This is a genomic window from Mycobacterium sp. GA-1199 (assembly GCF_001500045.1).
Taxonomy (GTDB): domain Bacteria; phylum Actinomycetota; class Actinomycetes; order Mycobacteriales; family Mycobacteriaceae; genus Mycobacterium.
On sequence record NZ_LQIX01000030.1, the window covers coordinates 1 to 18428 of the forward strand.

Genomic DNA, 18428 nt, shown 5'->3' on the forward strand with positions numbered 1-18428 from the left:
CCCCCGCCACCCCCCCCCCCCACGACGACCACCACAACAGACGCCCCCACGACCACCGCGAGCGACGACGACACCGCAACCACGACAACGGCGTCGTCATCGCCTGCCGACGACTCCGCCGCGGTGATCGGGGCCAACTGCTCCCCCGAGGGCGCGGCGGTGACGAGGCGGCGGTGGTGGACCTGGCTGGGGTTGTCGCGCGTTCCTCACCGAACAGGAAGGCCGCCACCACGACCGCGGCGACCAGCAGCACCGCAAGCACCGCGGGCACCACGATCCCCGGCCGCAGCCACGACCTCTTCGGTTGGGCGGCGGCAACGGCGAGTCGGGTGCTGTCGGGGTCCGCCGAGGCGACGCCGAGGTGGTGACTGAGCGCCCTGGCGAAGTCCGCGCAACGCTCGAACCGGTCTTTGGGGTTCTTTGACATCGCCTTGGCGAGCACGGGATCCAGGTCCGCCAGGTCCGGTCGGCGGCTGCCGATCGCCGGCGGCGCCGCCGACAGGTGCTGGCTGATGACGACGGCCGGATTCGAGTTGCGAAACGGCGGCGAACCGGTCAGCAGGTGAAATGCGGTGGCGGCCAAAGCATATTGATCTGCTCGGCCGTCGAGCGTCTCACCCATCAACTGCTCGGGTGCGGCGTAGGATACCGTGCCCACCGTCATGTTGGTCGCGGTGAGACCGCTGACATCGTCGGCCCATCGGGCGATCCCGAAGTCGGCCAACAGGATTCGCCGATCGTCGGTCTCGGGCCGGGCGAGCAGGATGTTGGCGGGTTTCACATCGCGGTGCAGCAGGCCGCCCTGGTGGGCGTAGTCGAGGGCGTCGGCGATGGCGGTGACGATCGCGGCGACCTCCCGCGGAGGCATCCCGTCAGGATGGTGCTCCTTGAGCAGTTGCGCCGCGTCGGTGCCGTCCACGTAATCCATCGAGATCCAGATCTGACCGTCGGCCTCGCCGCGATCGTGGATCCCGACGATGTGCGGATGCCACAGCGTGGCCGCGATGTCGGCCTCACGCTGGAACCGTCTGCGGTACTCGTCGTCGGCCGACACCGACGCGGGAAGCACCTTGAGCGCGTCGCGTCGGGGGAGGCGCGGATGCTGGGCCAGGTAGACCTCGCCCATTCCGCCGGAGCCGAGTAAACGCACGATGGTGTATCCGGCGAAAGTCGCCCCCTCGGCCAACGGCATGGCCGAATAGTACGAGACGACTACAGATCGAGTGTCAGATGGGAACCTTCGGCGGCGCGGGAGATGCAGATCAACATCAGCCCGCCGTCGCGTTCGGTGTCGGTGAGCAGCGTGTCGCGGTGGTCGACCGAGCCCACAAGCACACGGCTGCGACATGTACCGCAGAAGCCCTGCTGACAGGAGTACGGGGCGGGCACACCGGATCTGCGCAGCGCCGCGAGCAGGGTCTCGTCGGCTCTGACATCGATGGTCTGGCCGCGTGAGGCCACCGTCACCGAGAAGTTCGTGCCGTCCTCGACGGGCGGGGCGGCGAACCGTTCGAAATGCAGTTCCACGTTGTCGCGCCCGACCAGCCGCTCGCGGATGACGGTCAACATCATCGCCGGACCGCACGCGTAGACCGCCGTGCCGTCGGGGCAGTCGCCGAGAAGGTCGTCGGCGCTGGGGAGTCCGTCGACGTCGTCGGTGCGGATCTGCACGCGGGAGCCGAACCGGGCGACCTCGTCGACGAACGGCAGGCTCTCGCGGCTGCGCCCCGTGTACACCATCGACCACTCCACATCGAGCGCCTGCGCCAGTCGCAGCATCGGCAGGATCGGGGTGATGCCGATGCCACCGGCGACGAACCTGAGCCGCCGGGTGGGGGAGCCGTAACCGGGAACGGTCAGCGGGAACGCGTTGCGGGGCCCGTGCGATGTCACGGTCGCGCCCGGGTTCAGCGCCTGGTGCACCTCGATCGAACCGCCGCCACCGTCGGGAATGCGGCGCACCGCTATGCGGTAGCTGTTGGCGTGGCCGGGATCGCCGCACAGCGAGTACTGCCGCACCAATCCGCTGGGCAGTGTGATGTCGATGTGCGAGCCGGGATGCCAGCGGGGCAGCGGTTCGCCGTCGGCGGCGACCAGCGTCAGTGCCACGACGTTCTCGTCGCGGGCCACCACCTCACGGGCGGCGACCCGCAGGATCAGGGTCCGGTCGAGCTCGCGGGGAGGGGTGACCTTGCGGACGGCGCCGGCCAACACCTCCATGCCGTTGATCACGACGTTGGCGATGCCGATCATCGCGTAGCGCCGTCCCGGCCGCAGCGGATGGGCGGGCAGCTGCCGGTAGCGTTCGCGCAGACCCATCAACGGTGCGCGGCGCGAGCGGCGGGTGAGGTGGCCAGATAGGCCACGGCCTGGGCGGTCGAGCCCATGTCCTCCGGTGAGTAGCCGGGGCGGAAGTAGGACAGCGTGTTCGTCCCGAACAGGGTCCGGAACTTGGGCAGCAGGCCGAGCTCGGAGTCCCGCATCCGCAGTCGCTGCATCTCGAACCAGCCGATGTCACTGTTGGGGTCGGACTTCAACAGGTACCAGGTGCCGCGTTGGAAGAAGGTGAACATCGCCGCCGCGGCGACCGTCATCGCCCGGATCCGGTCGGGATAGCTGTCGTGGAAGTAGACCGCGACGTCGTGGGCGACGCAGCGATGCTCGACCTCTTCGCTGCCGTGCCAGCGAAACAGGTCGACCAGGGTGGGGTCCGCACCGTGGTCGTCCCACGTGGAGTTCAACGCGAAGTCGCCGAGCACCGCGGTGTAGTGCTCGATCGCCGCGATCAGCCACAACCGCTCACACAGGTTGCTCAGGCGCCGCTGCTGATCGTCGAAATCCTTTGGCGCCAGGACTTTTTCGAACATGTAGCCGACGAGGTCCAGCATGGGTTTGGGGTCGACGCCGTTGCCGATGAGGAACTCGGAGATCACGTCGTCGTGAGCCGCGGCGTGGGTGGCCTCCTGGCCGATGAAGCCGCGGATGTCGTCGGCGAGCTTGGGATCCCTCACCAACGGCAGCGCCTCGTTGTAGGTGCGGACGAACCAGTGCTCGGCGGCGGGCAACACGACGTTGAACAGGTTGATCATCGTGGAGGCCACCGGGTGGCCGGGGATCCACTCGAGCGGGACACCGGAGAGGTCGAAGTGGACCTTGCGGGCCTGGATCTGGACGGGGCCGGGGTCGACCTCGTGTACGAAACGGCGCGGACGTAGAGCCCCAGGCTGGGCCGGCGATAATGCCATCTCGGCTCCTCCTTCGTGCCGCACAGTCTACGTGCGCTAAGTGGGAACACAGGTTTGCGGTTCGCGGGCCGCGTCTATAACTCGTTCATGGTTGCGATCGACGACCTCCTCGGGTGGGCCAAACAGCAGGTCGCGCTGCGGGTGCCGAAGGCCGACCTGGACCAGCGCGACCCCGACTACATCCGCGAGCAGTTGCCGGGTCTGTGGCTGCTGGCCTCGTTGTACTTCCGCGCCGACGTCCGCGGTCTTGACCGCATCCCCGCCGAGGGTCCGGTCTTGTTGGTGGGCAACCACAGCGGTGGCAACCTGCCGCCGGACACGTTCGTGTTCACTCTGGCGTTCAGCTCGTACTTCGGCGTCGAGCGGCCCTTCTATCAGCTCGCACACAATCTCGTGGTCTCGATGCCGGGCCTGGGTTCGCTGCGCAAGTTCGGCACCGTGGCCGCCAACCACGACAACGCGAAACTGGCGCTGGAGTCCGGCGGGGCGCTTCTGGTCTATCCGGGCGGCGACTACGAGGTGTTCCGCCCGTCGTGGCAGCGCCACGAGGTCGACTTCGGCGGCCGCAAGGGTTACGTGAAGCTGGCCCGCGAAGCGGGTGTGCCGATCGTGCCCGTCGCCAGCGTCGGTGGTCAGGAAGCCGCATTGTTCCTCGACCGCGGGCAATGGTTGGCGCGAATGCTGATGGTGGACCGGCTGGCCCGCCTCAAGAGTGTGCCCATCCTGCTGGCGCCGCCGTGGGGGCTGACCGTCAGCGACTTCATACCTCGGCTGCCGCTGCCGACGAATATCGCGATCGAGGTGCAGGATCCGATCGACGCCGACGACATCGCGGCCAGTGACGACGACGTCATCAACGACAAGGTGTTGAGCAGCCTGCAGGCAGGAGTCGACAGGTTGGCCGCCGGACGACGCTTCCCGGTTCTGGGCTGAGACATGAGGGTTCAACGCCAGTGCGTCATCGACGCCGACCGCGACCAAGTGTGGAAGGTGGTCAGCGACCCGGGGTGCTATCCGGAGTTCATGGCCAGCCTGGAGCGCTGGGAGATGCTGACCGATGCGCCCGCCGGGCTCGGGTCCCGCTACACCGTGCACTGGAAGGTCGGTTCGGTGCCGATCGGCGGCACCGTGGAGGTCGTCGAGTTCGACGCGCCGCGTGAGGTGTCGTGGATCGGGATCACCGGTGTCTCACAGCGTGGCCGGTTCCGGCTGCGTGACACCGGGGACGGCCGCACGAAGGTGACGTTCCGGTTGTCCTACGAATCCGCGGGCAACCTGCTCGGGCTAATCGCCGATCGGGTGGCCGCACGCCAGGTCGGCCGCACGATGAGTCGGACGCTGACAAACCTGCGCCGGATGGTGGAGGGCTGATCCGCTTCAGCCTGCCGGTGGCGGCGGCGGGGTGCCCGCGCCGGGCGCGCCCTGGATCGGCACCACCGGGGTCGGGGTCACGGTCGTGACGCCGTTCCGGCCGACCGTCGGGCCGCCCGAGGGACCCTGCTCGGCGATCAGGTCCGCCGCCTTCTGGCTGCAGTCCAACATCAGCAGCATCCGGCCGCCCGAGGTGATCTTCTGCTGGTCGACCAGGCACTCCGCCTGGGGGAGCACGCTGCCAACCGAACCGCCGAAGTAGGCCTTGACGCCCTGGGACTTCAGGATCTGCAGCGCCCGGTTGTACGGTTCGCCGACCACGTTCAGGGTGCTCGGTTGCGACATCGCGATGCCGGCGCCGACGAGTGCCGCCGAACCGACAGCCACGAGCCCGCCGCTGAGCACAACAAGCTTGTTCACGTGATCTCCTCAGGTCGCTGCGGTGCGAATATATCGCAGCCGTGACGAATGTGAAACCGGAGCAGAAGCCGTCCGCGTTACACCGCCGGGCGCACCGCTTCTCGCATGACCTCGCCGAGCCGCGCCGCGGTGACGTCGTCGAAGACGTCCTCGAGCAGCAGCTTTTTACCGTCCGGCCCGGCCAGGGGCACCCGCCAGTTCGGATACTCGTCGGTGGTTCCGGGCTGGTTCTGGGTGCGCAGGTCGCCGACGGCGTCAGCCAGTGACAGCGACAGCAACCGCGACGGTGTGCGGCCGAGATAACGATGCAGGGCCTCGACGATCGCGGCGGTGTCGGCCTCGGTGTCCAGGAGCCCGACGCGGCGCAGTTCGTCCAGCCATCTGTTCTGTTGCTCGCGGTCGTCGGCCAACTCCTCGGCGGCCGACCGCGTCAGCAACCCGAGTTCGTCGCGCAGGCGGACGTGTTCGCCGGCCAGGTAGCCGGCCGTCGGGGGCAGGTCGTGCGTGGTGACGGCCGACAGGCAGTATTCGCGCCACTGCTCGGCGGGCAGCGGACCTCCCGCGGGACCGTGAGCGCCGTCGCGGTCGGCCTCGAACCACAGGATCGAGGTTCCGAACAGGCCGCGTTCATTCAGGTAGTCGCGTACCCACGGTTCGACGGTGCCGAGGTCCTCGCCGACCACGACGGCTCCCGCCCGGTGGGCCTCGAGCGCCACGATGCCGATCATCGCCTCGTGGTCGTAGCGCACGTAGGTGCCGTCGGTGGGCCGCGCCCCGTTGGGGATCCACCACAGCCGGAACAGCCCGATGATGTGGTCGATCCGCACGCCGCCCGCGTGCCTCAGCACCGCGTTGACGAGTGCGCGGAACGGCTCGTAGGCGAGCTTCTCGAGTTGGTCCGGGCGCCACGGCGGTTGCGACCAGTCCTGTCCGAGCTGGTTGAACTCGTCGGGAGGAGCGCCCGCCGTGACGCCGAGCGCGAGCACGTCCTGCAGGGCCCACGAGTCCGCGCCGTTGGGGTCCACCCCCACCGCGAGGTCGTGCATGACGCCCAGGCTCATTCCAGCCTGCAGCGCGGTGGCCTGCGCCGCGGTGAGCTGGTCGTCGAGCTGCCACTGCAGCCACCGATGAAAGTCGACGTCGTCGGGGTGCTCGGCGGCGAAGGCCGCGACGGCTTCGCTCGCCGGATGCTGCAGTTCCTCGGGCCACCGGTGCCAGTCGGCGCCGTACCGTTCGGCCAGGGCACACCAGGTGGCGAAGTCGTCGAGGCTGGTGCCCTCGCGCTCCCGGTAGGCGGCGTAGGCCAGTTCCCGCCCCGCCGAGCGCGGTACCTCGTAGACCGCCTCCAGCGCCGAGCGCTTGGCCTTCCACGCCGCGTCGCGCTCGACCTGCTCGGCGCGGTCGGCTCGGGACTGCACGGCCTCACGCAGCTTGCGTAACCGGTTGCGGCGGCGGACATAGGCGTATTCGGGGACCGCTTCCACCCGCAGATAGATCGGGTTGACGAACCGGCGGGAGGTCGGCAGGTAGGGCGACGGTTCCATCGGCGCGACCGGCGCGGCCGCGTGCAGGGGATTGACGAGGATGAATCCCGCGGCGTGTCGGGCCGCCGACCAAACCGCCAGGTCTATCAGATCGGTCAGATCGCCGATGCCCCAGGATCTTTCGGACCGCACACTGTAGAGCTGGGTGGCCAGACCCCAGGTCCTGCCGGATGGGGCCGACAGTGACGCGGGGGAGACGATCAGCGCGGTGCTGAACTCCGCCCCGTCGGCGTGCAGTTCGAGGCGGTGATAGCCGATCGGCAGGTCGGCGGGCGTCTCGAAGGTCGCCTCGCCGACCAGTCTGCCGTCCAATTCATAAGGGGACCTGTTGTTTTCGAGTTGACGCAGGCCCGTCCGCACCGACCCGTCCTCTAGTAGGATCCGCAGCGACACCGGGTCGCCGTGCGTGACGTGCGCCCAGAACGTCGAGGTGGCACCGGTGCGACCGATGATCGTCGGCGGAAGGTGGCGCGACCAGTATTCACGGTCGTGCGCGGCGAGTGCGGCGGCACGGTCGTCCTCGGTGGCAGCGGGGACGCCCAATGCGGCCAGCACCGAGATCAGCGTCGAGGAGGCCACGGCGACGCGCGAGCCCGTCCAGTCTTCGTAATCGGTTGCGACACCGTAGCGTCGCGCCAACTCCACTAGCGACGCGGCGGGCCCTGTCATGTCGCCAATCTTGCCCGGAATCGGCCGCCACGTCTCATCACAGGCTCGCTCATACCCGATCTGTGCGAACTCAACCGGCGCTCAATGCGCGTCGGCCCGCTGGGTAGTGTCGGCCGGTATGGCGCCCGACCGGCAGGATACGGCCGAGGTGCAGGGTCGTCGGGCCCGGATCGCGGTGGCGGCGCTGTTCTTGACCAACGGCGCCGTGTTCGCCAATCTGGTGCCGCGCTACCCCGAGATCAAGACCGATCTGGGGCTGTCGAATTCGGCGTACGGTGCGGCTGTCGCCGCGTTCTCGGCGGGGGCGCTGGCGGCCGGGTTGACCGCGGCCGCGCTCATCCGGCGCTACCGCTCGTCGCGGGTGGCTGTTGTCGGCACCATCGGGATCGGGGTCTTCGTCGTGCTGGCGGGCGTGGCGGCCTCGCCGGTGTTGTTCGCCGCCGGGCTGTTCGCGGCGGGTGCCTGCGATGCGGTGACCGACGTCGCGCAGAACGCCCACGGGTTGCGCGTGCAGCGCATCTACGGCCGCTCGATCATCAACTCGCTGCACGCGGTGTGGGCAGCGGGCGCGATCATCGGCGGCGTGATGGGCGGGGCGGCGGTCGTGTTGGGTGTCCCGCGCGCGCCGCATCTCGGCTTCTCCGCAGTGCTGTGCAGCGTGGTCGTTCTCGTCGCGTACCGCTATCTGCTGCCCGGGCCCGATCACGAAGACCACCGGGAGGCGCGCGCCGACCGTGCCGGCAGCGCCGGCGCTGCGGTGTATGCAGTTCTGCTCGCCCTGGTGCTCATCGCGGTGGCCGGTGCGACGGTCGAGGACGCCGGCAACTCCTGGGCGGTGTTGTATCTGCGGGACGTATTCGGCGCGTCCGGGCCGATCGCGGTGACGGGCTACATCGCCGCCGTCACCTTCCTGTTCATCGGCCGACTGGTCGGCGACCGGCTGGTCGACCGGTTCGGGGCACGCGCCGTGGTCCGTTCGGGTGGTGCGATCACCGCGATCGGCATGGGTCTGGCGCTCGCGTTCCCGTCCGTTCCCGGCACGATCGCCGGTTTCGCGATGGCCGGCCTCGGCGCGGCGACGCTGGTGCCGTCGGCGATGCACGCCGCCGATCAGCTGCCGGGCCTGCGGCCGGGCAGCGGGCTCACGATTCTCACCTGGTTGATGCGCATCGGGTTCTTCGGTGCCCCGATACTCGTCGGGCTCATCGCCGACGCGACGAGCCTGCGGATCGGCCTGCTCGCCGTGCCGATCGCCGGCGTCGTGGTCGTGGTGTTGTCGGGCGTGCTCAGTGCGCGACGCCGGCGAGCTCGATCGTGAGCACGCCGCCGACGACGAGTGCGATGCCCAAGGCCATGACCCAGGTCAGCGCTTCGGCGAACACGAAGCGCGCGATGACCGCGACCAGCGCCACGCCGCAGGCGGTCCACACGCCGTAGGCGATGCCGACCGGCATCCCGAGGCCCAGGGTCAGCCACAGCAGATAGAAGGACGCCAGGTATCCCAGGACGATCGGTGCGATCCAGGCCTTCTTGCGGAACCCCTCCGATGCCCGCAGCGACAACGTCGCGAACACCTCGAAGGCGATCGCGGCCGCCAAAGTCCAGTACATCACCGCTGTTCGACCGCCCGGTGCGATCCGAACTCGATCAGCAGCACGCCGGCGATGATCAAACCGATGCCCGCGACGATAGGCCAGGTGAACGGGTCGCCGAACAGCACAGCGGCCAGCACCGCGGTGCCGGCCGTGCCGACGGCTCCCCAGATTCCGTACGCAACCCCGACCGGAACTCCGGCGCGCAACACCAACGTCAGGAACGTGAAGGCCGCGATGTAGCCCCCGACGACGAGAAGAAGCCACGCCGAATGATCCTGGGACGCGCGCAACGACAGGGTGGCGGCGACCTCGACGATGATGGCACCGGCCAGCAAGGCCCACTTCTGCACGCGATCAAGCTAGCCGACCGGGCGACGTTGCCCCCGCCGGGCGGCGAAAACGCTGACCAGGTGGCCTGTTCGCAGCCGCGCGTAGCCTGAACTCGCTGTGTTCGATCGATGGGAGGAGTCCCGTGCCCTACGTCGTGGAGTTGCGGTGACCGCAGAGGCACGAGGCACCGACGCGCCCGTCGTCGACACCGCGTACGGACCGGTCCGCGGCCTCGACGACGGCACCGTGAAGGTCTGGAAGGGGATCCGGTTCGCCGCCCCGCCTGCGGGTGAGCTGCGGTGGCGGGCGCCCCAACCTCCGCGGCGCTGGTCCGAACCGGCGGATGCCACCAGGGTCGGACCGGTGTGCCCGCAGCCGACGGATCCGCGGATCCCGATCGACCTCGGCGCGCGGCAGGGCGACGACTGCCTGAGCCTGAACGTGTGGACGGCATCGGACACCGAGCCCGGCGCGGGCAAACCAGTGATGGTGTGGGTGCACGGCGGCGCCTACGTCCTCGGTTCGTCGGCGCAGCCGCTGTATCACGGCCGCGCGCTCGCGGCCGACGGCGACGCCGTGATCGTCACGGTGAACTACCGCCTGGGGGCGCTGGGCTTCCTGGACCTGTCGGCGGTGCGCGACGACTTCGCCACCAACCTCGGCCTGCGCGACGTGCTGTTTGCACTGCAATGGGTCCGCGACAACATCGCGGGTTTCGGGGGAGACCCGAACCGCGTCACCGTTTTCGGGGAATCGGCCGGTGCCGGGATCATCACCACGCTGCTGGCCAGCCCGGCCGCTGCCGGCCTGTTCTGCGCGGCGATCGCGCAGAGCTCACCGGCAACCTCGGTCTACGACCGCGAGCGCTCGCAACGGGTGGCGGCGCTGTTCCTCGACCGGCTGGGGCTGCGATCCGACGAAGCCCAGCAGTTGGTCTCGATCCCCACCTCGGCGCTGATGACCGCCTCCAGGCACGTGTTCGACCACATCCCGGTGAGCACCCCCGGCACGCTGGCGTTCGCACCGATCATCGACGGCGATGTGGTGCCTGCGCATCCGGTTCAGCTCGCCCGGGATGCGCGCACCCACCCGGTGCCACTGATCATCGGCACCAACAAGCACGAAGCCGCGCTGTTCCGCTGGATGAAGTCGCCGTTGATGCCGATCACACCGAAGGCGATCCGCGCGATGTTCGCCGAGATCGCGGCCGAGCAACCCGACCTGCAGCTTCCCGACGAACAGCAGATCCGCGCCGCCTACCGGGGGCGAGGCAAGACCATCGGTATGGGTGTCGCGCGCGACATCGGGTTCCGGATGCCGTCGGTCTGGTTCGCCGAGGGCCATCGCGAGGTCGCGCCCGTGTATCTCTACCGGTTCGACTTCGCCACCCCGATGTTGCGGTTGTTGCGGCTCGGAGCCGCGCACGCGACCGAATTGCCGTACGTGTGGGGCAATCTCGTCGCCGGGCCCAAGGACCCGACCTTCAAACTCGGCGGGCTCAAAACGGGGAGGACGATCTCGGCGCGGATCCGGCGACGCTGGCGCAACTTCGCCGCCGACGGCATACCCGCGGGTCTGTCCGATGACCCGCAGTGGCGGCCCTACCGCACCTCCGACCGCGCCACTTTGCTCATCGACGCCCAGGACCGCGTGGTCGACGACCTCGACCGCGATCTGCGCATCGCGTGGGGCGATCAGGTGTTGAGCTTCCGGTGAGTCGTATGCTTTGCCCGGAGGTTTCGAAGTGGATGTGAGTGGCGCCCTTTCGCACGTATTGCCGCCGTTGATGCACGATCCCGTGATCTACGCGGTGCCGTTCTTCTTGTTGCTGCTAGTCATCGAGTGGGCGGCCGCCCGCAAGCTGGCCCACGAGGAGGCCGACCGGGCACCGGCCGGCGCGTATCACCGCTCCGATGCGTGGGCCAGCATCTGGATGGGTGTGGTCTCGATCGGCACGAGCGGGCTGCTGAACTTCATCGCGCTGCTGGGCTATGCGGCGTTGTTCGTCTACGTCGCGCCGTGGCAGCTACCCGCCGACGCGTGGTACACGTGGGTGATCGCGATCGTCGGAGTGGACCTGCTCTACTACGTCTATCACCGGATGGCGCACCGGGTGCGGCTGATCTGGGCCACCCATCAAGCGCACCACTCCAGCCAGTACTTCAACTTCGCCACCGCGCTGCGCCAGAAGTGGAACATCAGCGGTGACGTGTTCCTGCGGGCGCTGCTGCCGTTGTTCGGCGTACCGCCGTGGATCGTCTTCGCCAGCTTCTCCATCAACCTGATCTACCAGTTCTGGATTCACACCGAGCGCATCGGAAAGCTCTGGGCTCCAATTGAATTCGTCTTCAACACGCCGTCGCACCACCGGGTGCACCACGGCATGGACCAGCAGTACCTCGACAAGAACTACGGCGGGATCTTCATCCTGTGGGACCGCCTGTTCGGCAGCTTTGCGGCGGAGACGGTCCGCCCGCACTACGGGCTGACCAAGCAGGTCGACACCTACAACATCTGGACGCTGCAGACACACGAGTACGTGGCGATCGCCCGCGACGTCCGCCGTTCACGGCGGTGGCGTGACAAGCTGGGGTACATGTTCGGCCCGCCCGGGTGGGCGCCGGCGCAACCGCCGCTGGTGGCCGAGCAGCAGTCGGCCCCGGTCAGCGCCTGAGCCGCGCAGCGCCCCTGCGCGCCGTAGGCTCCGCTGTGTGAAAACCGCCTTCGACGCACCGGTCGACGCCGGTCTGGTCGAACGTTCGCTGGCGACAAGCACATTGGGCTCGGTATGGCTGGACGAGCAGATCGGCCCGCCGCGCCCGCAGTTCCCCGCCCTGACCAAGCCCGTCACCTGCGACCTGATCGTCGTCGGGGGCGGATACACCGGGTTGTGGACCGCACTGCACGCCGCGCGGCGCGACCCCGGCCAGCGGATCGTGCTGATCGAGGCCAACCGGGTGGGCTGGGCCGCCTCCGGCCGTAACGGGGGCTTCGTCGACGCCAGCCTGACGCACGGCGCAGCCAACGGAAAGGCGCGCTGGCCCAACGAATTCGATGTTCTCGAGGCGATCGGCCTGGCCAACCTCGACGGCATGCAGGCCGAGATCGCGGAACTGGGCCTCGACACCGACTGGCAGCGCACCGGCACGCTGACGGTGGCTACAGAGCCCCACCAGGTCGAGTGGCTGCGCCGGGCCGCAGCCGACGGCGAGGGGCGCCTCCTCGACACCTCCGCGGTTCGTGACGAGGTGGCGTCACCGACCTACCTCGCCGGCCTGGTCGACGCCGACACCTGCGCGATCGTGCACCCCGCCAAGCTGGTGTTCGAACTCGCCAGGGCCTGCCAAAACGCGGGCGTGCGCATCTTCGAGCACACCAACGCCGTCCGGCTGGATTCCGGTGGCGTCGGGTTGCGCGTGCAGACCGCGCGGGCGGTGGTCACGGCGCGACAAGCGGTGCTCGCGACGAACGTCTATGCGAGCCTGCTCAAGCGCAACCGGCTGTACACGGTGCCGGTGTACGACTATGTGCTGGCCACCGAACCGCTCACCGGCGATCAGCTGGCCCGCATCGGCTGGCGGAGTCGGCAGGGAATCGACGACTGCGCCAACCAGTTTCACTACTACCGCCTCACCGCGGACAACCGCATCGTCTGGGGTGGCTACGACGCCGTCTACCACTTCGGGCGCAAGGTGCGCACGCGCTACGAGGACCGGCCCGCGAGCTACCGCCGGCTGGCCGAGCACTTCTTCCTGACCTTCCCGCAGCTCGACGACGTCCGGTTCAGCCATCGGTGGGCCGGTGCGATCGACACCAACACCCGGTTCTGCGCGCATTGGGGTCTGGCCAGGGACGGCCGCGTCGCATACGTCAACGGCTTCACCGGACTCGGTGTGGGCGCCTCCCGGTTCGCCGCCGACGTATGCCTGGACCTGCTGGGGGGACGACCCACCTCGCGCACCGAACTGCAGATGGTGCGCGAGCGTCCCTTGCCGTTTCCTCCAGAGCCGATGGCCACCATCGGCATCCAGGCGACACGGTGGTCGCTTGACCGCGCGGACCACGCGGCCGGGCGCCGGAACGCCTACCTGCGGACGTTGGATGCGTTAGGTCTCGGTTTCGATTCGTAGCTGTCCCGTGCCGAAACCGCGGCCGGGGCGTAACGTCTCTGTGACCTTCACCGATGGGCAAGTGACGGGACCATCGTCGAGTGGTTGCTCCTGGTCGGGCGGTGATTGTTCAGCTCTCCGACCCGGTAAGCGGCTCACCACGCGCCGGAACCGGACCTTCATCGGCTCGACGAGCGGAGACGACAGTGCGCCGACACTCGCTACGGGTTCTGGCGGCGGTGGCCGCCCCGATCGCCGCGCTTGCGCTGGTCTCCGCGCCCGCGCACGCCACCCCGGGCGTGCTGGTCTACCCCGGCATGGAGATCCGCCAGGACAACAACGTCTGCACCCTGGGGTACGTCGACCCGGCGACCCGGATCGCGTTCACCGCAGGCCATTGCCGAGGCAGTGGGCCGGTGCGCGACCGCAACGGCAACCTCATCGGGATGCAGACGGTGTACCGCGACAACACCCCCAACGGCGCCACCGTGGACACCAATCACCAGATCGCCGACTGGGAGGCCATCGCCCTGGCACCCGAAGTCGCGGTCAACAACGTGTTGCCGAGCGGCAAGGTGCTGGTCGCCGACCCCGGCGTCGTGCCGACGGCCGGCCAGCCGGTGTGTCATTTCGGCGTGGTGACCGGTGAGAGCTGCGGCAACGTCGAAGCCGTCAACAACGGCTGGTTCACGATGGCCAACGGGGTGGTCAGCCAAAAGGGCGACTCGGGTGGCCCGGTGTATGTGACCACCCCCGACAACCGGGCGGTGCTGATCGGCATGTTCAACAGCACCTGGGGCACGTATCCGGCAGCGGTGTCCTGGCAGACGGCGAGCCAGCAGGCCAGCGAGGACGTCATCTCCGCGGCATCCGCCACCGTCGGCAACGTATCCCTGCCTTAACGCGAAAGCTCGAACACCGGGATCGACGGCGCCGCGGCGCGCAACTCGTCCGGCGTGGACGACGGCGTCAGGCCGCCGACGTGTCCCTTGACCTCCCAGAACCAGCGGTCGAGGTAGCGGCTGAGCAACTCGGGCTTCGCGTCGTCGGGCACCTCGGTGATGCGCACCTCGCGGCGCCGCCAGCGCGGCCCGACCTCGACGACACCGGCCGCCCTGGCGTTGCGGGCCCACTGGGTGTGACCGCGCGGGGAGACGAGGTACTCGCGGCCGCCGACGGTGAGCACGTTGACCACCACGCGTCGGCGCTTGCCCGTCTTGCGGCCCCGCACCGAGAGCGCCCTGGTCCCGGCGATGCTGACACCGGCCTCGGCCAGCCAGCGGAACACGTGGTTGACGGCGCGGGCGGCCGGCGTCGGTTCGTCGTAACGCGTTGTCGTCATGGGGACCTCCTCACTTTGAGAGCAGCGCTCTCGGTGCCAGGTTGCCACGGTAGGGTGCGTAAATCAAGAGCAGTGATCTCGCTTTGTGTCACACTCGGCGCATGGGCAAGCGGGCCGAGAGTCGGCGGAAGATCGAGGCACAGATCATCGAACTGGGTCGGCGCCACCTCGTGACCGACGGGGCGGCCGGGCTCTCGCTGCGGGCGATCGCCCGCGACCTCGGCATGGTGTCCTCGGCGGTGTACCGCTACGTGTCCAGCCGTGACGAACTCTTGACGCTGCTGCTGGTCGATGCATACGACGAACTCGCCGACCATGTCGATCGCGCGCGCAGCGACCGCCGAGCGTGGCACGAACAGTTCCGCGCGATGGCGCACGCCGCGCGCACCTGGGCGGTCGAGCGGCCCGCCTCGTGGGCACTGCTGTACGGCACCCCGGTGCCGGGTTACCACGCGCCGCGCGAGCGCACTGTGGGGCCGGGGACCCGCGTCGTCGGCGCCTTGTTCGACGTGATCGACGCCGGTATCACCGCAGGCGACATCCCCTCATCGAAAACGGTTGTCGGCGAACCATTGTCGTCAGACTTTGAGGCGTTGCGCGATGAGTTCGACTTCGCCGGTGACGACGGCGCGATCGCCAAGAGCTTCCTGGCGTGGGCGGCGCTGATCGGGGCGATCAGCCTCGAGGTGTTCGGGCAGTACGGGTCTGACACGCTCAGCGATCCCGCGGCGGTCTTCGATCTGCAGCTCGGCGTGCTGATCGACGCGCTGCGATTGGATAAGGATTGACTTATATAAGTTACAGCTATAACTTCTAGGAGTGCACGCGTTCGACGTCCTCGGCGATCCGGTGCGCCGCCGGATCCTCGAGCTGCTGGCCGACGGTGAGCAGCCCGCCGGGGCCATCGCGGCCGCCATTTCAGACGAGTTCGCGATCACCCAGCCGGCGGTATCGCAGCACCTGAAAGTGTTGCGCGACAACGGCTTCACTTCGGTGCGGCCGGAGGGCCAGCGCCGCCTCTATGCGGTCAACGGTGCAGCGCTGCGCGACGCCGACGAGTGGCTCGCCGGCTTTCGCCGGTTCTGGGCGCCCAAGCTCGACGCGCTCGGCACCGAGATCGCGCGGGGAAAGCGACAACGACGAAGGAAGGCAACATGACCGAGATCGACGTGGACCACCAGATCAACTCCGTCGCACGCACCGTCGGGAAGCGCACGATCGACGCGGGCGAGGCGCATGTCGTCACGATCAAGCAGAACTACGACACCGATCAAGCCGATCTGTGGGATGCCGTCACCAACATCGAGCGCATCCCGCGGTGGTTGATGCCGATCTCCGGCGACCTGGAGGTCGGCGGCAGTTATCAGCTACACGGCAACGCCGGCGGAACCATCCTGACGTGCGACCCGCCGAAGAGCTTCACCGCCACCTGGGAGTACGGCGGCAACACCAGCTGGATCGAGGTCCACGTCCGCGATCAGAGCGCGGACCGCGCACAGTTGGTCATCGAGCACATCGCCGTCGTCGGCGACGAAATATCTCTCCAGTTCGGTCCCGGCGCCGTGGGCATCGGCTGGGATTCCATGGTGCTCGGACTGGCGCTGCATCTGTCCACGGGCGAGGCGGTCGACCCGGAGTTCGGTGAACAGTGGGTCGCCACCGACGAGGGTCGACGGTTTCTGGCGTTGTCCAACGACGCGTGGTACGAGGCGAACATCGCCTCCGGCGCCGACCCCATCGCCGCACGCGAGGCGGCCGACCGCTGCCTGAAGACCTACTACGGCGAGGCCTGAACTAGAACACGTTCTAGCCAATCGGACGGGCCGCGGATATCCTCGACGCGATGCTTGCCCAGACACCTGTCCAGATCGCATGGGTGACGCGGGACCTCGACGCCACCGAGCGGACGCTCACCTCGATGCTGGGCGCCAAGAAGTGGGTGCGCATGCCCGGCGTGCACTTCGCGTCCGACACGTGCACGTACCGCGGAAAACCTGCCGACTTCGTCGCGGACATCTCGCTGAGCTACGCGGGCGACACCCAACTGGAACTGATCGCACCGGTCTTCGGGCGCAATATCTACACCGACTTCCTCGACACCGCCGGCCCGGGGATGCACCACATCTGCGTGGAGGTCGACGACGTGGGCGCGGCACTGACCGAACGGGGAGCCGAGGCGGTGCAGCGCGGCGTGATGCCGGGCGGTATGGAGTTCGCCTACATCGCCGCCGCCGGTGTGCCGTACCTGGAGATCGCCTACATCCCCGACGAGATCAGGGCATTCTTCGACTACATCAAACAGGAGCAGCAGTGAGCAGCAGCGAGATTCCCGACACCGTCAACGCCGCCGATATCGCGTCGTGGTCCGACGAATTCGATGTCGTGGTGGTCGGATTCGGCATCGCGGGCGGCTGTGCGGCGGTCAGTGCGGCCGCCGCGGGCGCGCGCGTGCTGGTGCTGGAGAAGGCCGCCGATGCGGGCGGGACGAGCTCGATGGCCGGCGGGCACTTCTATCTGGGTGGAGGGACCGCGGTACAGCAGGCCACCGGTCACGAGGACAGCGCCGAGGAGATGTACAAGTACCTCGTCGCGGTGTCGTGTGATCCGGAACTCGACAAGATCCGCGCCTACTGCGACGGCAGCGTCGAACACTTCAACTGGTTGGAGGACTTGGGGTTTCAGTTCGAGCGCAGCTACTACCCGGGCAAGGTGGTGGTGCCGCCGGGAACCGAGGGCCTGTCGTATACCGGCAACGAGAAGGTGTGGCCGTTCTGCGAGCAGGCCAAACCGGCACCGCGCGGGCATTCGGTGCCGGTGCCCGGTGAACTCGGCGGCGCCGCGATGGTCATCGACCTGCTGGTCAAGCGCGCCACCGCACTCGACGTGCAGATCCGCTACGAGACCGGGGTGACCAACCTCGTCGTCGAGGACGGGTCGGTGACCGGCGTGCTCTGGAAGCACTTCGGCGAGACCGGTGCGATCAAGGCGAAGGCGGTGATCATCGCCGCCGGTGGGTTCGCGATGAACCCCGAGATGGTCGCCGAGTTCACACCGGCACTCGGCCAGAAGCGCAAGACCAAGCACCACGGCGAGGTGGAGCCATACATCCTGGGCAATCCCAACGACGACGGGTTGGGCATCCGGATGGGCATCTCGGCGGGCGGCGTGGCCAAGAACATGGACCAGTTGTTCATCACCGCGGCCGCGTATCCGCCGGAGATTCTGCTGACCGGCGTGATCGTCAACAAGGACGGCCAACGCTTCGTCGCCGAAGACTCATACCATTCGCGTACATCGGCTTTCGTACTCGAACAGCCGGAGCAGAACGCCTATCTCGTCGTCGACGAGGCCCACATGGAGATGCCCGAGATGCCGCTGATCAAATTCATCGACGGCTGGGAGACCGTCGAGGAAATGGAAGCCGTCCTGGGCATTCCGCAGGGAAACCTGGCTGCGACCCTGAACCGGTACAACGAATTCGCCGCCCGCGGTGAGGATTCCGACTTCCACAAACAACCCGAGTACCTCGCGGCCCAGGACACCGGCCCGTTCGCGGCGTTCGACCTGTCTCTGGGGCGGGCGATGTACTCCGGCTTCACCATGGGCGGGCTGGCGGTGTCGATCGACGGAGAAGTTCTGCGCGAGGACGGCTCCGCCGTCCCCGGCCTCTATGCCGCCGGAGCGTGCGCGTCCAACATCGCCCAGGACGGCAAGGGCTACGCCAGCGGCACCCAACTCGGCGAGGGGTCGTTCTTCGGGCGGCGGGCGGGTGGCCATGCGGCGCGGCGGGCGGGTGGCCATGC

20 protein-coding genes are annotated in these 18428 nt (G+C 68.3%); 12 read left to right on the top strand and 8 right to left on the bottom strand.

Annotated features, from left to right (window positions below; all coding sequences use genetic code 11):
* From AU198_RS17865 to AU198_RS17875, 3 genes are all read right to left on the bottom strand, one after another.
* Positions 1-1192 (bottom strand): serine/threonine-protein kinase (locus tag AU198_RS17865; RefSeq protein WP_197416152.1); only part of this gene is annotated, 1192 nt, incomplete at its 3' end.
* Between the two features lie 20 nt (positions 1193-1212).
* The gene (locus AU198_RS17870) at positions 1213-2319 is read right to left on the bottom strand and encodes a PDR/VanB family oxidoreductase (protein WP_064349832.1); all 1107 of its coding nucleotides are present in this window, start codon (positions 2317-2319) and stop codon (positions 1213-1215) included.
* Positions 2319-3245 carry a metal-dependent hydrolase gene (locus AU198_RS17875; protein WP_064349834.1) on the bottom strand — a complete coding sequence of 309 codons (927 nt, stop codon included), beginning with the start codon at positions 3243-3245 and terminating at the stop codon, positions 2319-2321. The genes AU198_RS17870 and AU198_RS17875 overlap by 1 nt, the downstream gene beginning before the upstream one ends.
* Positions 3246-3332: 87 nt before the next feature.
* Here AU198_RS17875 and AU198_RS17880 point away from each other — a divergent pair, with 87 nt between their 5' ends.
* Together AU198_RS17880 and AU198_RS17885 are read left to right on the top strand one after the other, a co-directional pair.
* Complete coding sequence (locus tag AU198_RS17880; protein WP_064349860.1) at positions 3333-4178, top strand: lysophospholipid acyltransferase family protein; 846 nt, start codon at positions 3333-3335, stop codon at positions 4176-4178.
* 3 nt (positions 4179-4181) lie between these two features.
* Positions 4182-4616, top strand: a complete 435-nt coding sequence (locus AU198_RS17885) for an SRPBCC family protein (RefSeq protein WP_064349836.1) — start codon at positions 4182-4184, stop codon at positions 4614-4616.
* Positions 4617-4622: 6 nt separating this feature from the next.
* On the opposite strand, the gene AU198_RS17890 is transcribed toward AU198_RS17885, so the two are convergent.
* Both AU198_RS17890 and malQ read right to left on the bottom strand, forming a co-directional pair.
* The gene (locus AU198_RS17890; protein ID WP_064349838.1) at positions 4623-5036 is read right to left on the bottom strand and encodes a hypothetical protein; all 414 of its coding nucleotides are present in this window, start codon (positions 5034-5036) and stop codon (positions 4623-4625) included.
* Between the two features lie 77 nt (positions 5037-5113).
* The gene (gene malQ / locus AU198_RS17895; RefSeq protein ID WP_064349840.1) at positions 5114-7249 is read right to left on the bottom strand and encodes a 4-alpha-glucanotransferase; all 2136 of its coding nucleotides are present in this window, start codon (positions 7247-7249) and stop codon (positions 5114-5116) included.
* 118 nt (positions 7250-7367) lie between these two features.
* Here malQ and AU198_RS17900 point away from each other — a divergent pair, with 118 nt between their 5' ends.
* Positions 7368-8567, top strand: coding sequence for an MFS transporter (locus AU198_RS17900; RefSeq protein ID WP_064349842.1), 1200 nt, complete (start codon positions 7368-7370; stop codon positions 8565-8567).
* Here AU198_RS17900 and AU198_RS17905 read toward each other — a convergent pair.
* Both AU198_RS17905 and AU198_RS17910 read right to left on the bottom strand, forming a co-directional pair.
* Entirely contained in the window at positions 8536-8859 is a 324-nt protein-coding gene (locus tag AU198_RS17905; RefSeq protein ID WP_064349843.1) for a DMT family transporter, read from the bottom strand. The genes AU198_RS17900 and AU198_RS17905 overlap by 32 nt on opposite strands.
* Positions 8859-9194: a DMT family transporter gene (locus AU198_RS17910; RefSeq protein ID WP_064349845.1), complete on the bottom strand. Its 336-nt coding sequence runs from the start codon at positions 9192-9194 to the stop codon at positions 8859-8861. Before AU198_RS17910 ends, AU198_RS17905 begins: the two co-directional genes overlap by 1 nt.
* 145 nt (positions 9195-9339) lie before the next feature.
* Between AU198_RS17910 and AU198_RS17915 the strand changes: the two genes are divergently transcribed.
* The 4 genes from AU198_RS17915 to AU198_RS17930 all read left to right on the top strand — a co-directional run bounded on the left by AU198_RS17915 (position 9340) and on the right by AU198_RS17930 (position 14185).
* On the top strand, positions 9340-10890 hold the full coding sequence (locus AU198_RS17915; RefSeq protein ID WP_064349847.1) for a carboxylesterase/lipase family protein: 1551 nt from the start codon (positions 9340-9342) through the stop codon (positions 10888-10890).
* Between the two features lie 70 nt (positions 10891-10960).
* On the top strand, positions 10961-11848 hold the full coding sequence (locus AU198_RS17920) for a sterol desaturase family protein (protein ID WP_064349861.1): 888 nt from the start codon (positions 10961-10963) through the stop codon (positions 11846-11848).
* Between the two features lie 37 nt (positions 11849-11885).
* A complete protein-coding gene (locus AU198_RS17925) occupies positions 11886-13304 on the top strand; it encodes an NAD(P)/FAD-dependent oxidoreductase (protein ID WP_064349848.1) in 1419 nt (472 codons plus the stop codon).
* Between the two features lie 185 nt (positions 13305-13489).
* Complete coding sequence (locus AU198_RS17930) at positions 13490-14185, top strand: Rv1815 family serine proteinase (protein WP_064349850.1); 696 nt, start codon at positions 13490-13492, stop codon at positions 14183-14185.
* On the opposite strand, the gene AU198_RS17935 is transcribed toward AU198_RS17930, so the two are convergent.
* A complete protein-coding gene (locus tag AU198_RS17935) occupies positions 14182-14625 on the bottom strand; it encodes a nitroreductase/quinone reductase family protein (RefSeq protein ID WP_064349852.1) in 444 nt (147 codons plus the stop codon). The genes AU198_RS17930 and AU198_RS17935 overlap by 4 nt on opposite strands.
* Before the next feature lie 101 nt (positions 14626-14726).
* Here AU198_RS17935 and AU198_RS17940 point away from each other — a divergent pair, with 101 nt between their 5' ends.
* From AU198_RS17940 to AU198_RS17960, 5 genes are all read left to right on the top strand, one after another.
* Positions 14727-15413 carry a TetR/AcrR family transcriptional regulator gene (locus tag AU198_RS17940; RefSeq protein WP_064349854.1) on the top strand — a complete coding sequence of 229 codons (687 nt, stop codon included), beginning with the start codon at positions 14727-14729 and terminating at the stop codon, positions 15411-15413.
* A gap of 31 nt (positions 15414-15444) precedes the next feature.
* Positions 15445-15783 carry an ArsR/SmtB family transcription factor gene (locus tag AU198_RS17945; RefSeq protein ID WP_064349856.1) on the top strand — a complete coding sequence of 113 codons (339 nt, stop codon included), beginning with the start codon at positions 15445-15447 and terminating at the stop codon, positions 15781-15783.
* Positions 15780-16418: an SRPBCC domain-containing protein gene (locus AU198_RS17950; RefSeq protein WP_064349857.1), complete on the top strand. Its 639-nt coding sequence runs from the start codon at positions 15780-15782 to the stop codon at positions 16416-16418. Before AU198_RS17945 ends, AU198_RS17950 begins: the two co-directional genes overlap by 4 nt.
* Positions 16419-16468: 50 nt before the next feature.
* On the top strand, positions 16469-16939 hold the full coding sequence (locus AU198_RS17955; protein WP_064349858.1) for a VOC family protein: 471 nt from the start codon (positions 16469-16471) through the stop codon (positions 16937-16939).
* A partial coding sequence (locus AU198_RS17960; RefSeq protein WP_064349859.1) for an FAD-binding protein occupies positions 16936-18428 on the top strand: 1493 nt, incomplete at its 3' end. The genes AU198_RS17955 and AU198_RS17960, both read left to right, overlap by 4 nt.